The sequence below is a fragment of the Streptomyces sp. PA03-1a genome (genome assembly GCF_033792805.1).
In the GTDB taxonomy this organism is placed as follows: Bacteria; Actinomycetota; Actinomycetes; order Streptomycetales; family Streptomycetaceae; genus Actinacidiphila.
Map to the genome: position 1 here is coordinate 1 of NZ_JARAVO010000057.1, position 15,179 is coordinate 15,179.

Genomic DNA, 15,179 nt, shown 5'->3' on the forward strand with positions numbered 1-15,179 from the left:
ATTGTTATTAGGGATGTGAGGGGGTCTCGGGGGCTGGGAAATGTGTAGAAGAGACAGTCTCTGGGGGGAGGTTTCAGCGGTCCCCCAGGCCCGACTCCGCGCCTGGGCCCGGCTCTCCGCGGCCCGCGCGGCGGTCTCGGCACTGGCGGAGCAGCTGAACCTCCCCCAGGAGAACCTCATCACCCCGGACACCGTCCGCCGCCTGTGCTGGGCGCCCCCGCGGGACCGCAGCCCCGAGTCGGTGTCGGCCTTCCTCCAGGACGCCGGCGCGCGCCCCTGGCAGGTCGAGCTCACCACGCCCATCCTCACGGCGGCGCTCGCGGCAACGCCGGCGGTGTGACCCAGGGGGTGCCCCTCGCGGCCCGTCGTCGTGTGCGGCACCGTTGTGGTTGCGCTTTGGGGTTTCCCCACCCTCCCGCCCTCCCCCAGCCTTCGGCTGGGGGAGGGCGGGAGGGTGGGGAGAAACCCCACGGAAAGCAGGAACGGCCGCACGCGGGAACCCGGGGGGAGACCGAACGTGTGACCCCGCACACCCGCACTGTGCACATCGGTTACCCGCGAGTAGCATGTACGGCGGAGCCGCCGTCTTCTGCCCGCGGCAAGCGAACCCGCATCTTGAGGAGAGCCAACGTGCCTCGTACCGCTCTTGAGGAGAGCCAACGTGCCTCGTACCGCTAGGGACGTCGTCTTCGTCGACGGCGTCCGCACCCCGTTCGGCAAGGCGGGCCCGAAGGGCATCTACCACGAGACCCGTGCCGACGACCTGGTCATCAAGTCCATCCGGGAGCTGCTGCGGCGCAACCCCGCGCTCTCCCCGGAGCTCATCGACGAGGTCGCCATCGCCGCGACCACCCAGATCGGCGACCAGGGCCTGACCCTGGGCCGTACGGCCGCGATCCTGGCGGGACTGCCCAAGTCGGTGCCCGGTTTCTCCATCGACCGCATGTGCGCGGGCGCGATGACCGCGGTCACCAGCGTCGCCGGGGGCATCGCCTTCGGCGCGTACGACGTGGCGCTCGCGGGCGGCGTGGAGCACATGGGCCGGCACCCGATGGGCGAGGGCGTGGACCCCAACCCGCGCTTCGTGTCGGAGAAGCTGGTCGACGAGTCCGCGCTGTTCATGGGCATGACGGCGGAGAACCTGCACGACCGCTTCCCGCACCTCACCAAGCAGCGCGCCGACGAATACGCGGTGCGCAGCCAGGAGAAGGCGGCGAAGGCGTACGCGAACGGCAAGATCCAGCAGGACCTGGTGCCGATCTCGGTGCGCCGCACCTCCCCCGAGGGCGGCGAGACCGGCTGGGGCCTGGCCACGGCCGACGAGCCGATGCGCCCGGGCACCACGCTGGAGAACCTGGCGGGCCTCAAGACCCCGTTCCGCGCCCACGGCAACGTGACGGCGGGCAACTCGGCGGGTCTGAACGACGGTGCCACCGCCTCCCTGATCGCCGCCGAGGACGTCGCCCGGGAGCTGGAGCTCCCGGTGAAGATGCGTCTGGTCTCCTACGCCTTCGTGGGCGTCGAGCCCGAGGTGATGGGCATCGGCCCGGTCCCGGCGACGGAGAAGGCACTCGCCAAGGCGGGCCTGTCGATCTCCGACATCGGCCTGTTCGAGGTCAACGAGGCGTTCGCCGTGCAGGTGCTGTCGTTCCTCGACCACTACGGCATCGCCGACGACGACGCGCGCGTCAACCAGTACGGTGGCGCCATCGCGTTCGGCCACCCGCTCGCTTCCTCCGGCGTCCGTCTGATGACGCAGCTGGCCCGCCAGTTCGAGGAGCAGCCGCACGTCCGCTACGGCCTGACCACCATGTGCGTCGGCTTCGGCATGGGCGGCACCGTGATCTGGGAGAACCCGCACTTCGACGGAGGCAGCAAGTGACCACCACCGCCGAGCTCCTCAAGGGAGCGGCCGAGCTGTTCCCGGACGAGGTCGTGACGCAGGCGCAGGTGCGCCACCTCGACCTCCCCCAGGGCGCCGGGCGTTTCGCGCTCATCACCCTGGACAACGGCCTGGACCACACCAAGCCGACCACCTTCGGACCGCAGTCGCTGGCGAACCTGAGCGCCGCCCTCGACCAGGTCGAGAAGGAGGCCGCGGACGGCGGGATCGCCGGTGTCGGCATCACCGGCAAGCCGTTCATCTTCGCGGTCGGCGCCGACCTGAAGGGCGTCGAGCTGCTGAAGCGGCGTGAGGACGCGCTGGCGATCGGCAAGGGCGGCCACGACGTCTTCCGCCGTCTGCAGTCCCTCGCGGTCCCGACCTTCGCGTACTACAACGGCGCGGCCATGGGCGGCGGCGTCGAGGTCGGCCTGCACTGCAGCTACCGCACCGTCTCCTCGGCCATCCCGGCGTTCTCCCTCCCCGAGGTCTTCCTGGGCCTGGTCCCGGGCTGGGGCGGCTGCGCGCTGCTGCCGAACCTCATCGGCGCCGAGCGCGCGGTGAGCGTCATCATCGAGAACTCGCTCAACCAGAACAAGCAGCTGAAGGGTGGTCAGGTCTACGACCTGGGCATCGCCGACGCGCTGTTCGACGGTGCGGACTTCCTGGAGCAGTCGCTGTCCTGGACGGCCGCCGTCCTCAAGGGCGAGATCCAGGTCGTCCGCCCCGAGGTGGACCGCGGCGCGGCGTGGGACGAGGCCGTCGCCAAGGGCCGCGCCTTCGCCGACTCCAAGGTGCACGGCGCCGCCCCGGCCGCGTACCGCGCGCTGGACATCATCGCCGCCGCCAAGGACGGAGACCTGTCCGCCGGCTTCGACGCCGAGGACGAGGCCCTCGCGGACCTCATCATGGGCGGCGAGCTGCGCTCCGGCATCTACGCCTTCAACCTGGTGCAGAAGCGCGGCAAGCGCCCGGCCGGTGCCCCGGACAAGAACCTGGCCCGTCCGGTCACCAAGGTGGGCGTCGTCGGCGCCGGTCTGATGGCCTCGCAGCTGGCGCTGCTCTTCGCACGCCGCCTGGAGGTGCCGGTGGTCCTCACCGACATCGACCAGGAGCGCGTGGACAAGGGCGTCGGCTACGTCCACGGCGAGATCGACAAGCTGCTGCTCAAGGGCCGGGTCAACCAGGACAAGGCGAACCGCCTCAAGGGCCTGGTGTCCGGCTCCCTCGACAAGGCCGCCGCCTTCGGCGACGCGGACTTCGTCATCGAGGCGGTCTTCGAGGAGATCGGCGTCAAGCAGCAGGTGTTCGCCGAGGTCGAGGCGGTGGTGAAGCCGGAGACGATCCTCGCCACCAACACCTCCTCCCTCTCGGTCTCCGAGATGGCCTCGAAGCTGAAGCACCCCGAGCGGGTCGTCGGCTTCCACTTCTTCAACCCGGTCGCGGTGCTGCCACTGCTGGAGATCGTGCGCGGCGAGCAGACCGACGACGCGTCGCTGGCCACCGCGTTCGCCGTGGCGAAGAAGCTGAAGAAGACCGCAGTGCTGACCAAGGACGCCCCGGCGTTCGTCGTCAACCGCATCCTCACCCGCTTCATGGGCGAGATCCAGAACGTCATCGACGAGGGCACCCCAGTGGAGACGGCGGAGAAGGCCATCGAGCCGCTCGGCCTGCCGATGTCCCCGCTGGTGCTGCTGGAGCTGGTCGGCCCGGCGATCGGTCTGCACGTCTCTGAGACGCTCAACCGCGCCTTCCCGGACCGCTTCACGGTCTCCCCGAACCTCGCGGCCGTCGTCAAGGCGGGCAAGCGCGGCTTCTACGTCTACTCCGCCGAGAACGGCTTCAAGCCGGAGCTGGACCCCGAGGTCGCCGCGCTCCTGATGCAGGGCGACAGCGTCCTGACGCAGGAGCAGGTGCGCGCCCGCGTCCTGGACGCCGTCGCACAGGAGATCGGGATCATGCTGGAGGAGGGCGTCGTCGCCGAGGCGCAGGACATCGACCTGTGCCTGATCACCGGTGCCGGCTGGCCCTTCCACCTGGGCGGCATCACGCCGTACCTGGACCGTGAGGGCGTCTCGGAGCGGGTGAACGGCAAGCCGTTCCTGGCCCCGGGCGTGGCCTCCGTCCCGGCGTAACTCCGGCTGCGTACGCGGAAGGGGCCCCCGCCGTCCGGCGGGGGCCCCTTCCGCGTGCGCGGCTCAGGAGGCCTGCGCGCCGCCGTCGGGGACGTGCGCGGTGCAGTAGGCGACCGTCAGGTCCCGTACGAGGGCCTTGCGTTCGTAGTCGTCGAGGTCGACCAGGCCGCGCTCGAGCAGGCCCCGTACGGTCTCGCCGACGGCGGTGAGGGCGTCGTCGAGGGCGGCCCGGCGGTGGCGGGCGTCGAGCGCCGCCAGCTGGGCGCGGCGCATGGCGGAGGCCACGGCGGGGGCGTAGTCGACGCGGACGGGCTGGGCGGAGAACACCTCGACGCCGACGGGCCGCAGGTCCTGGACGATGATCCGGGTGAGGTCGTCCGCGAGGCGGTCGGTGGCGCGGAGCGTGGGACCGGGGCCGTGGAAGTCGTCGGCGGGCAGCCGCGACACGCAGCGGACGACCGCGGCCTCGACCTGTTCGCGCAGGTAGCGGACGTGGTCGTGGACGCCGAAGGCGGCCCGCGCGGTGTCGCGGACCCGCCACACCACCAGGACCGTGATCTGCAGCGGGGTGCCGCCCGCGTCGGTGGCCTCGATGGGGCTGCTGCGCCAGTGGCGCAGGCTGGTGTCGACACGGCGGCGGACGAGCAGCGGGCTGATCCACAGCAGTCCGGTGCGGCGGACGGTGCCGTGGTAGGCGCCGTGCCGGGTGAGCATCCACACGGAGCCGGGTCGGCCCCGGGCGAGGCCCAGCGCGGTCAGAGCGGTGAGCGCCACGAGGACGGCCACGGCGCCGCCGCGGACGGCGGGGGAGGTCCCGATGGGGCCGAGCAACAGCGCTGCCGTGCCTCCGGCCGCCGCCAGGGCCGTGAGCACGGCGAGGCCGCCGGGAAGGCAGCGTCCCGGACGCTCGGCGATCTCGGGCAGCGGCACCACGCCGGCCTGGCCGGGGGTGCCGTAGGCAATGGGGGCCTGGGCGGGGACGGGACGTTCGGCCCGGCTCCCCTGGGGGGTGATCGTCATGAGAAGAGCCGCCTCCACGTCTCGGGACCCGGGTAGCCGTCCGCCTGGCTGCCCGACCAGCCCTGGGACCGCTGGAAGGCCTCCACCGCGCGCCGGTCGGCCTCGCCCCAGCGCGGGCCGGGCCCCTTCGCGTAGAACCGGCCGAAGCCCTTGACGGCCAGCCGCCGTCCCAGCGCGAGCACGTGCGGGCCCGACTGGCCGGGCCGGAAGCCCCCGATGCCCGGGTAGGCCGGCCTGGCCAGGTGGGCCGTTCGGGCCGGGGGCGCCGTCGGGCGGCCGCCGCCGACGTCGGCCCCGGCGCCCTCGGTCAGGTAACGCCACGTCAGGGGGCCCGGGAAGCCGTCGGCCTGGTCGCCCTTCCAGCCCTGGGCGCGCTGGAAGGCGCGGGTGGCCTCGCGGTCGGCGTCGCTCCAGCGGGGTCCCGGACCGTCGTGGTAGAACGCGCCCGCGCCCCGCTGCCGCAGCATCCGGCCGAGCCGGGTGACGTAGCCGTTGGAGGCGCCGGGGCCGAAGGACACGCTCCCCGGGTAGCCGGAGGCCAGGTCGCCGAGGTCGAGGTCCCCGTACAGGTCGTCGTAGAAGTCGTCGTAGCCCTCGTCGCTCAGGTACTTGTAGCGGTAGGGGACGTAGCGCTTGGAATGGTCCCAGTAGGCGTACGGGGTCGTGCGCACCCGGGCGCGCGGCCGGGTCTCCTCGTAGGCCACGTAGCGGTTGTGCGCGGCGTTCGCCCAGCCCCCGAAGATCGTGACGTGGGAGCCGTCGACGGGGTCGCGGGGGTTGTGGAAGAGCAGGATGTCGCCGGGTTCGAGATCACTGCGGCCGATCCGTTCCGCGAAGCGCGGCAGCGTGCCGGTCCACTGGCTGCTGCCCAGGCCCCAGGCCATGGAGACGAATCCGGAGCAGTCCTGCCGGTAGCCGTCCCGCCAGCGGCGGCGCATGTCGTACGGGACACGGGCGTCGACCCAGCGCTGGGCCCGCTCCAGGATCTGGTCGCGGGTCAGCCGGAGCGGGGCCACGGCGCCGATCCGGTCGGGCTGCGCCTGCTCGGTCAGGCCGGTGGACGCGGCCTGGCCGGCGTCCTCCGCGGGGGCCGCCACGGCGGCGGGCGCCATGACGGCCGCGCCCGCCGTGGCCAGGAGGACCAGCGCGGCGGGAGCGGCGACCGGTGGCGCGCACGGGGGCGTGGCGCGGGTCGCCGCCCGGATCAGCCGCCGCCGTGCGCAGTCCTCACAGACGCAGCCCGGCTGCGGCCCGACCTCGTCGAACACCGGTGTGGACATGCGCACCACCACTCCTCGCGATCGAGTGCCACATGCCCTTATTACCCGATTTCCACATAAATCTGATGGAATGACAGCGGGTGATGTGGTCAGCCTGTCGCGGTGGTGCTCTTCACGACCTCGGCAACGGCCTTGTCGACCAGCTGCGTCAGTCCCTCGGGAGTGAGCCCTGACGCGCCGCCCGAAGGATCGGTGACGGTCTCGCCGTTCACCTGTACGACCGGCGCGGAGGTGAACCCGGCCGCGGCGAACTCCTCCTGGGAGCGCCGCACCCACCCGTCGTGGTCCCCGCCCTGGACGCACGGGACGAAGTGCGTCTCGTCCACGTCGCCGGCCTTCTTGGCCAGGCCCTTCAGAAAGGTGTCACTGGTGAACGGGTCGTCCGAGGCGTCGGCGGGCTGGGCGTCCCACACCTGCGCGACGAACTCCTGGAACCGGCCCACGTCCTGGGCGCACGCGGCCGCGTTGGCGGCGGCCAGGGAGCCGGTGCCACCGTCCGCGGTGTCGGTCGGCGTCACCAGGCGGTAGTCGATCCCCACCTGGCCGGTGGCGACCAGCTTCGCGAGGGTGTCCCCGTACTCGGCGGCGAAGGCCTTCGACTCCGGGCTGCGCAGGTCCTCGTACACGGTCAGCGTCACCGGCAGCTTGGTCGGCTTGACCGGCACCGCCAGCTGTTCCTCGCCCGAGGCACCGGCCGGTGCCTTGACCTCGTGCTGCTTCTCACTGCGCACATGCGCCCCGAGGACGGCCGAACCCCCGAACACCACGCCCAGGACGATCACCGTCCCGGCGTAGGACCGCCAGCGCTTGGACTTCGTCTGCTTCACCGGGACTTTCTACCACCGCGTACGAACACGCCCCGTGGGAGGGTACGGCCTCCGCCCCGTGCACCTGTCCTGCCGGCCGGTCACCGGGCAGGACGACCGGCCCCGGCCCGGTTGTGACAGGGTGGGCCGGTGAACGGTGGGACAGCGCCCCTGGTCGTGGTCGACGCCGCCAACACCGTGGGGTCCGTCCCCGACGGGTGGTGGCGGGACCGGCACGGGGCGACGGAGCGCCTGCGGGACGCCCTCGCCGGGCTGGCCGCTACCGGGCTCCCGGAACGGGCGGACGTGCCGGAATGGGCCCGGCGGGCGCCGCTCGACGTCGTGCTCGTCGTGGAGGGCGCGGCCCGGGGGGTGGCACCCGTGCCGGGGGTACGGGTCGAGGCGGCGCCCGGCAGCGGTGACGACCTCATCGCCGAACTCGTCGCGGCCCGTCCGCCGGAACTGCCGTGCCTGGTCGTGACGGCCGACCGCGAGCTGCGCCGCCGCGTGACCGCCCACGGCGCGGCCGTCGCGGGGCCGCGGTCGGTGCGTCCCTGACTACCGGCCGGGCGGCCGGGCGTACAGCACCGCGCCGTCGGCGGTGGCGACGCGCTCGTAGCCGCCCCCGTCGAGCAGGCGGCGCAGACCGGGCACGTGCGCCGCGCCGTAGGGGGCGCCCCGCGAGTCGTCGACCACGACGGCCGGCGGCGCGGCGGAGAACTCCCGGCGGAAGGCCGCCCAGGCGCCCGGTACGGCGTACTCCTCGCCGACCCGGGCCCCGCCGCGGCCACCGCTGAAGTTGGTGAGGAATCCCGCGGTGAGGAACCGGCCGGCCGGTGCGCGCCCGGAGAGCCAGTACTGCTCCGGGTGCATGCCCCACACCAGGACGGTCCCGTCCGCGCCGGTGTGGGCGCGGATCGCGGCGGCGACGGTCCGGGCGTGGTCGAGTTCGGCGCGCGGTGCCGCGAAGCCCCAGCCGGTGAACACGGCCGCCGCCAGCACCGTCCAGACCGCGGCGGCCCTTCGGGCCGGACCGCGCGCGGGCAGCCGGCGCAGCGCGGCCACCCCGACGAGCGTGAGCGGGGGCAGCAGTTGCAGGTAGTAGTGACCGTAGAACTGGAAGCCCGCCACGACGGCGACGGCGGCCGCGCCGAGCCAGATCCACAGCTCGGCTCCGGCGCCGGCCCTCCGGCGCACGGCGAGCCAGACGGCCGGCAGCACCACCCCCGCCCCGGCCGCCGTGATGATCGCGGCGTTGCCGAGCCCCCGCCCGGCCGCGAGCAGCCAGGCTCCCTCGGGCGAGATGTAGGCCCCAGAGCCGGTGACCGTCCAGAAGACGAAGCGCCCCGCACCGGTCGCCAGGGCCACGGCCACGACGGGCAGCGCGCACCCCGCCGTCAGCCGGGCCCACGCTCCGGCGGACACGGAGACGGACCCGGCCGCACTCCCCCGCCGGGCCCGCCACAGCATCCAGAGCACCGGGAGGAGCACCACCGCGCCGGTCTGCTTGGTCAGCGCCGCCCCGGCCACCGCCACCCCGGCCGCGCCCCAGCGCCCGCGGTCGGCCAACAGCACGGCGGCGACCGTCCACGGCAGGGTGAAGACCTCGAAGGAGGCCGCCTGTGTGTCCTCGGGCGCCAGCCCCACCGACAGCAGCAGGTAGCCGAACCCGGCGGCCGCGCCCCACCGGTCGCCCCAGCGCCGCCGGGCGATGGCGACGAGCAGCGCCGCGGTCACCACGTGCGCGACGACGGCCGCCGCCCGCAGGGGCCGGAGCGAGCCGTCGCCGAAGAGCGCGAACGCCCCCTCGTAGAGCCACGGCAGCAGCGGGGGCTTGCGGTCCACGACGGTGTCGTAGAGGACGCCTCCGGAGGCGAGCACGCGTGCCTGGGTCGCGAGGAACCCCTCGTCGGGGTTCCAGACGGGACGTACGAAGGAGGGCAGATGGACCAGCGCCGCCACCAGCGTCAGCAGCGGGAGCAGCACGGGCCACGAGAACCGGGTGAACGGCGAGGGCGCCCGGGACGGGGCGCCGTCCGCCCGCCGGTCCGGGAGCGCGGGCGCGGCGGCGCGGGCGGTCTCGGGGCGGGTCGGCACGCGCCCAAGGTACCGGGCGCCCTCCGGGTGCGTCAGCTCACCTCTGCCGGGACGGTGTGCGGACCCGGCTGTGCCGGTAGCCGTAGAGGAAGTAGACGAGGAAGCCGAGGGCCATCCAGATGGCGAACCGCAGCCAGGTCTCGGCGGGGAGGTTGAGCATCAGCCACAGCGTGGCGAGCACCGACACCGCGGGCAGCCACGGCACCAGCGGGGTACGGAAGGCACGCGGCAGGTCGGGGCGGGTACGGCGCAGCACCACGACGCCGATGGCGACGACGATGAACGCGAAGAGGGTGCCGATGTTCACCAGCTCGGCCAGTTCCTCGATGGTCGTGAAGCCCGCGACGATCGCCACGATGCCGCCGAGCAGGATCGTCGAGCGGTAGGGCGTGCCCCGGGTGGGGTGCACCCGGGAGAAGAAGCGCGGCAGCAGCCCGTCGCGGCTCATCGCGAAGAAGACCCGGCTCTGCCCGAGCAGCAGGATCATGCAGACCGTCGTCAGGCCCACCACCGCGCCGAAGGCGATCAGCCCGGCCCAGAAGGGGTGGCCCACCGCCTTGAAGGCGTCGGCCAGCGGCGCGTCCACCGTCAGCCGGGTGTAGTGCTGCATGCCGGTGACGACGATGGAGACGGCGACGTAGAGCACGGTGCAGATGATCAGCGAGCCGAGGATGCCGCGCGGCACGTCCCGCTGCGGGTTCCTGGTCTCCTCGGCGGCGGTGGCGACGATGTCGAAGCCGATGTACGCGAAGAAGACCACAGCCGCCGCGGTGAAGATGCCCATGACGCCGAACTGGGACGGCGTGAAGCCCGAGATCAGCTGGATGAGCGGGGCCTTGATGCCTGCCTGCGCCCCCTCGGACGGCACGGCGGGCGGGACGAACGGGGTGTAGTTGTGGGCCTTGATGAAGAACGCGCCCACGATGATGACGATCAGCACCACGGTGACCTTGATGGCGACCACCACGGAGGTGACCCGGGCCGACAGCTTCATCCCGGCGACCAGGACGGCGGTGAGCACGGCCACCAGCAAGAAGGCCAGCAGGTCGAAGTGGAAGCCGCTCTGTTCGCCGCCGGACAGCACGGACGGCAGGTGCCAGCCCCAGTTGTCCATGATCGAGCGCAGGTAACCGGACCATCCGACGGCGACCACGGCGCAGCCCAGCGCCAGTTCCAGCACGAGGTCCCAGCCGATGATCCAGGCGGGCAGTTCGCCGAGGGTGGCGAAGGAGAAGGTGTACGCGGATCCGGCCACCGGCACCGTGGAGGCGAACTCCGCGTAGCACAGGGCGGCGAGCGCGCACACGACGCCCGCGGCGACGAAGGACAGCGCGACGGCCGGGCCCGCGTTCTCCTTCGCCACCTTGCCCGTGAGGACGAAGATGCCGGTGCCGATGACGACGCCGACGCCGAAGACCGTGAGGTCGAGGGCGGACAGCGACTTCTTGAGCGCGTGCTCGGGCTCCTGGGTGTCCCGCAGGGAGTCCTCGACCGATTTGGTACGGAAGAAACCGCTCCGACCCTTCGCAGCGTTACCGCCCACGTCCACCGGCGCACCTCCACAGTTGTTCCTGCATCACAGCACCCGCAGATGCTTGTGACCGGATCTGGCGCGCCTACACATCAACAGAAGGGCCGGGCGATCACCCATTGGGGTGTCGCCCGGCCCGGTGGTGCCAAGGACGGGGAGCGGCCGTCAGTCGCCCGCGACCTGGGGCGCGGGCTCGTCGGCGTAGCGGCCCCCGAGCCGGCTGACGAGGCCGGTCACCTGGCGCGCGACGTCCGGGGCGGTCAGCCCGATCTCGGCCATGACCTCCTTGCGGCTGGCGTGGTCGAGGAACTCCTGCGGGATGCCGAAGTCACGCAGCGGCACGTCCACGCCGGCGTCGCGCAGCGCCTGGGCGACGGCGGAGCCGACACCGCCGACGCGCCCGTTGTCCTCGACGGTGACGACGACCCGGTGGCCGGCCGCGAGACCGGGCAGGGCCGGGTCGACGGGCACGACCCAGCGGGGGTCGACGACGGTGGTGGTGATGCCCTGGGCGTCGAGCAGGTCGGCGATCTCCAGGCACATCGGGGCGAGCGCGCCGACGGAGACCAGCAGCACGTCCGGCTTGGCGTCCTCGCCCTGGGGCTCGGCCCGACGTAGCACGTCCATGCCGCCGACCGTGCCGACGGCCTTGACCGCCGGACCGACCGCGCCCTTGGAGTAGCGGACCACGGTCGGGGCGTCCGGTACCTCGACGGCCTCGCGGAGCTGGGCGCGCACCTGGTCGGCGTCGCGCGGGGCGGCGATCCGCACGCCCGGGACGACCTGCAGGATCGACATGTCCCACATGCCGTTGTGCGAGGCGCCGTCGGTGCCGGTGATGCCGGCCCGGTCCAGCACGAAGGTGACGCCGCACTTGTGCAGCGCGACGTCCATCAGGACCTGGTCGAAGGCGCGGTTGAGGAAGGTCGCGTAGACGGCGACGACCGGGTGCAGGCCGCCGGTCGCCAGGCCCGCCGCGGACACCACCGCGTGCTGCTCGGCGATGCCGACGTCGTAGACGCGGTCGGGGAACGCCTTGGCGAACTTGTCCAGGCCCACGGGCTGGAGCATCGCGGCGGTGATGGCCACGATGTCCTTGCGCTCCCTGCCGAGCTTGACCATCTCCTCACCGAAGACCGAGGTCCAGTCGGCGCCGGAGGCCGCGATCGGCAGGCCGGTGTCGGGGTGGATCTTGCCGACGGCGTGGAAGCGGTCGGCCTCGTCCTGCAGGGCGGGGGTGTAGCCGCGGCCCTTCTCCGTCAGGCAGTGGACGATGACCGGGCCGCCGAAGCGCTTGGCGCGCTGCAGCGCGGACTCCAGGGCGGCGACGTCGTGGCCGTCGATCGGGCCGACGTACTTCAGGCCCAGGTCCTCGAACATGCCCTGGGGGGCGATGAAGTCCTTGAAGCCCTTCTTGGCGCCGTGCAGGGTCTCGTACAGCGGCTGGCCGATGACCGGGGTGCGCTCCAGCAGTTCCTTGGTGCGGGTGAGGAAGCGCTCGTAGCCGTCGGTGGTGCGCAGCGTGGCGAGGTGGTTGGCGAGGCCGCCGATGGTCGGCGCGTAGGAGCGCTCGTTGTCGTTGACGACGATGACCAGCGGGCGGTCCTTGGCGGTGGCGATGTTGTTCAGCGCCTCCCAGGCCATGCCGCCGGTCAGCGCGCCGTCACCGATGACGGCGACGGTGTGGTCGCGCTTGCCCAGCTGCTCGTTGGCCTTGGCAAGGCCGTCGGCCCAGCCGAGCACCGTGGAGGCGTGGCTGTTCTCGATCACGTCGTGCTCGGACTCGGCGCGCGAGGGGTAGCCGGACAGGCCCCCCTTGCTCTTGAGCTTGGAGAAGTCCTGACGGCCGGTGAGCAGCTTGTGGACGTAGGACTGGTGCCCGGTGTCCCACAGCACCTTGTCCCGCGGCGAGTCGAAGACACGGTGGAGCGCGATGGTCAGTTCGACGACACCCAGGTTCGGCCCCAGGTGCCCGCCCGTCTTGGAGACCTCGTCGACCAGGAAGGTACGGATCTCGCCTGCCAGCTCGACCAGCTGCTCCGGGCTGAGCCGGTCGAGGTCGCGCGGTCCCTTGATACGGGTCAGCAGAGCCACCCGTGCCTCCTTGTTGTCGCTTTCCGGTTTCCCGAGTGTATGTGTTCGCGTTTTCAGCTCCGCACACACCCGTGCCCGGCGCTGGGATGATCTTCCCTGCGCCGGGCACGTCACGCCACTGGTGCGGTGCGGAACCTCAGCCGCGACCCGAGGCCTTCTGGCTCTTGCGGGACACCGAGTCGATGACCACGGCGGCGAGCAGCACCGCGGCGGTGATCATGTACTGGAGCGCGGTGTTCATGTTGAGCAGGTCCAGGCCGGTCTGGATGGACTGGATGACCAGCATGCCGAGCAGCGCGGACCAAACGTTTCCGCGGCCGCCGAAGAGGCTGGTGCCACCGATGACCGCGGCAGCGATGGCCAGCATCAGGGTGTTGCCGCCGCCGGCGCCCAGGGTCGCCGTGAAGGTCTGCGCGGCGAAGAACAGACCGCCGAGCGCCGCGAAGCCGCCGGAGATGGCGAACACCGAGATGCGGACCATGGCGACGTTGATGCCGGCGCGACGGGCGGCCTCGATGCCACCACCGACCGCGAACACCTTGCGGCCGTAGGAGGTACGCCGCAGCACGAAGTCCGTGACGACCAGGGCCGCCAGGAAGACCACCAGCGCGTTGGGCACGCCGCTCGCCTGGTTCAGGACGTACGCGGCGACGAAGGAGACGACCGCCAGGGCGCCCACGCGGAAGGCGATCTCGCCGGTGGGCCGGAACGGGACGCCGGCCGCACGACGCCGCCGCTGCTCGATCAGCGAGCCCGCCAGCATGGCCACGGTGCCGAGGCCGGCCAGCAGGTAGGCGCCGGAGATGTCCTGGTCCATGAAGAAGGAACGCTGGCCCAGGATGTGCAGCGGGCCGTCGTCCGGGATCGAGAGGCTTCCGCTGTCGCCGAGCAGCTGCAGCATCAGGCCGTTCCAGCCGAGGAAGCCGGCCAGGGTGACGACGAACGCGGGGACGCCGATCTTCGCGAAGAACCAGCCGTGCAGGGCACCGATGAGGATGCCGGTGACGATGGCCAGGATCATGGCCAGCCACGGGTTCATCCCGTGATTGGTCACGAAGATGGCGAAGACGGCGGAGGCCAGACCGCTGACCGAGCCGACCGACAGGTCGATCTCACCGAGCAGCAGCACGAAGACCAGACCAATGGCGAGCATGCCCGTGGCGGCCAGGAAGAAGCCGATGTTGGCCAGGTTGCCGGCACTCAGGAAGTTGCTCGACTGGGTCTGGAAGATGGTCCAGATGATGATCAGGCCGATGATGACCGGCAGCGAACCGAGCTCACCACCGCGCACCTTGCGCTTGAACTCGGTGAGGTAGCCCTTGAGGCCCTCTTCACGCACGAGCAGCCGCGGGTCGACCACGGGCACCGCCGCCGAGGACGCGTCCTCGACCGACGCTGCCACCACGTCCTGCTTTACGGTCTTCGACGTGTCGCTCACTTTGCAGCCTCCGTGCGCCGCCCCTGACGGCGGGTCACGGCATTGTCCGTGGCACCGGTGATGGCGGAGATGATGTCTTCCTGGGACGTGCTCTTGACGTCGAAGACGCCGTTGTTGCGGCCGAGCCGCAGTACCGCCACCTTGTCGGCGACGGCCTTGACGTCGACCATGTTGTGGCTGATGAGGATGACGGCGAGGCCGCGCTCGCGCAGCCGCTCGACCAGGTCGAGCACCTGGGCGGTCTGCTCGACACCGAGGGCGGCGGTGGGCTCGTCGAGGATGACCAGCTTGGGGTCACCGATCAGGGCGCGCGCGATCGCGACGACCTGACGCTGACCACCGGAGAGGCTGGCGATCGGGATGCGGACGCTGGGGATGCGGATCGACAGCGTGCTGAGCAGCTCCCGGGACCGCTTCTCCATCATGACCTCGTCGATCACGCCGGCGCGCTTGATCTCGCTGCCGAGGTAGAGGTTGGCGACGACGTCGAGGTTGTCGCACAGCGCGAGGTCCTGGTAGACGGTGGCGACGCCCAAACCCTGGGCGTCGTGCGGCCGGTTGATGTTGACCGGCTTGCCTTCCCACTCGATGACGCCGTCATCGATGGGGTGCACACCGGCGATCGTCTTGACCAGGGTCGACTTCCCTGCGCCGTTGTCGCCTACGAGCGCGACGACTTCTCCGGCGTGAACCTCCAGGTCGACATCGGTGAGTGCCTGGACCGCACCGAATCGCTTGGAGACTCCGCGCAACGCCAGCACGGGCGTAGCGGACACGTGAACCATCTCCTTCGCCGCCTGACCGGCGGGGATGCCGCGCTTGGAGGGGCGCGGAGTTTTGTGCAAGCTGCACAGCTTTGCGTGAACTGGAACGGACTGTCTGTCCGGCGCCCGCCC

Annotated in this window: 11 protein-coding genes and 1 pseudogene; 4 read left to right on the forward strand and 8 right to left on the reverse strand. The window is 71.9% G+C overall.

Annotated features, from left to right (window positions below):
* Positions 1-100: 100 nt before the first annotated feature.
* The 3 genes and pseudogenes from PV341_RS15160 to PV341_RS15170 all read left to right on the forward strand — a co-directional run.
* Positions 101-340, forward strand: a pseudogene (locus tag PV341_RS15160) (ribonuclease D); the annotation flags it as partial.
* A gap of 321 nt (positions 341-661) precedes the next feature.
* Positions 662-1,882, forward strand: coding sequence for a thiolase family protein (locus tag PV341_RS15165; RefSeq protein ID WP_500321816.1), 1,221 nt, complete (start codon positions 662-664; stop codon positions 1,880-1,882).
* Positions 1,879-4,017 carry a 3-hydroxyacyl-CoA dehydrogenase NAD-binding domain-containing protein gene (locus tag PV341_RS15170; protein WP_500321817.1) on the forward strand — a complete coding sequence of 713 codons (2,139 nt, stop codon included), beginning with the start codon at positions 1,879-1,881 and terminating at the stop codon, positions 4,015-4,017. The genes PV341_RS15165 and PV341_RS15170 overlap by 4 nt, the downstream gene beginning before the upstream one ends.
* 63 nt (positions 4,018-4,080) lie before the next feature.
* On the opposite strand, the gene PV341_RS15175 is transcribed toward PV341_RS15170, so the two are convergent.
* From PV341_RS15175 to PV341_RS15185, 3 genes are all read right to left on the reverse strand, one after another.
* Positions 4,081-5,037, reverse strand: a complete 957-nt coding sequence (locus tag PV341_RS15175) for an SPFH domain-containing protein (RefSeq protein ID WP_500321819.1) — start codon at positions 5,035-5,037, stop codon at positions 4,081-4,083.
* On the reverse strand, positions 5,034-6,317 hold the full coding sequence (locus PV341_RS15180; RefSeq protein WP_500321820.1) for a peptidoglycan-binding protein: 1,284 nt from the start codon (positions 6,315-6,317) through the stop codon (positions 5,034-5,036). The genes PV341_RS15175 and PV341_RS15180 overlap by 4 nt, the downstream gene beginning before the upstream one ends.
* Before the next feature lie 89 nt (positions 6,318-6,406).
* Positions 6,407-7,144: a DsbA family protein gene (locus tag PV341_RS15185; protein WP_500321822.1), complete on the reverse strand. Its 738-nt coding sequence runs from the start codon at positions 7,142-7,144 to the stop codon at positions 6,407-6,409.
* 129 nt (positions 7,145-7,273) lie between these two features.
* Here PV341_RS15185 and PV341_RS15190 point away from each other — a divergent pair, with 129 nt between their 5' ends.
* Positions 7,274-7,681: an NTP pyrophosphohydrolase gene (locus tag PV341_RS15190; RefSeq protein ID WP_500358062.1), complete on the forward strand. Its 408-nt coding sequence runs from the start codon at positions 7,274-7,276 to the stop codon at positions 7,679-7,681.
* Here the strand turns inward: PV341_RS15190 and PV341_RS15195 are convergent, their stop codons facing one another.
* From PV341_RS15195 to PV341_RS15215, 5 genes are all read right to left on the reverse strand, one after another.
* The gene (locus tag PV341_RS15195; RefSeq protein WP_500358063.1) at positions 7,682-9,220 is read right to left on the reverse strand and encodes a glycosyltransferase family 39 protein; all 1,539 of its coding nucleotides are present in this window, start codon (positions 9,218-9,220) and stop codon (positions 7,682-7,684) included.
* A 37-nt stretch (positions 9,221-9,257) separates the two neighbouring features.
* Positions 9,258-10,769, reverse strand: coding sequence for an amino acid permease (locus PV341_RS15200; RefSeq protein WP_500321825.1), 1,512 nt, complete (start codon positions 10,767-10,769; stop codon positions 9,258-9,260).
* A 147-nt stretch (positions 10,770-10,916) separates the two neighbouring features.
* Entirely contained in the window at positions 10,917-12,845 is a 1,929-nt protein-coding gene (gene dxs, locus PV341_RS15205) for a 1-deoxy-D-xylulose-5-phosphate synthase (RefSeq protein ID WP_500321827.1), read from the reverse strand.
* Between the two features lie 136 nt (positions 12,846-12,981).
* A complete protein-coding gene (locus PV341_RS15210; protein WP_500321828.1) occupies positions 12,982-14,283 on the reverse strand; it encodes a sugar ABC transporter permease in 1,302 nt (433 codons plus the stop codon).
* Complete coding sequence (locus PV341_RS15215) at positions 14,280-15,068, reverse strand: sugar ABC transporter ATP-binding protein (RefSeq protein ID WP_499514582.1); 789 nt, start codon at positions 15,066-15,068, stop codon at positions 14,280-14,282. Before PV341_RS15215 ends, PV341_RS15210 begins: the two co-directional genes overlap by 4 nt.
* Positions 15,069-15,179: the final 111 nt, after the last annotated feature.

Bases quoted from the DNA above. Each gene is read 5' to 3' on its own strand.
- PV341_RS15175 (WP_500321819.1), bottom strand. From the start codon at position 5,037: ATGACGATCACCCCCCAGGGGAGCCGGGCCGAACGTCCCGTCCCCGCC.
- PV341_RS15215 (WP_499514582.1), bottom strand. From the start codon at position 15,068: ATGGTTCACGTGTCCGCTACGCCCGTGCTGGCGTTGCGCGGAGTCTCC.
- PV341_RS15180 (WP_500321820.1), bottom strand. From the start codon at position 6,317: ATGTCCACACCGGTGTTCGACGAGGTCGGGCCGCAGCCGGGCTGCGTC.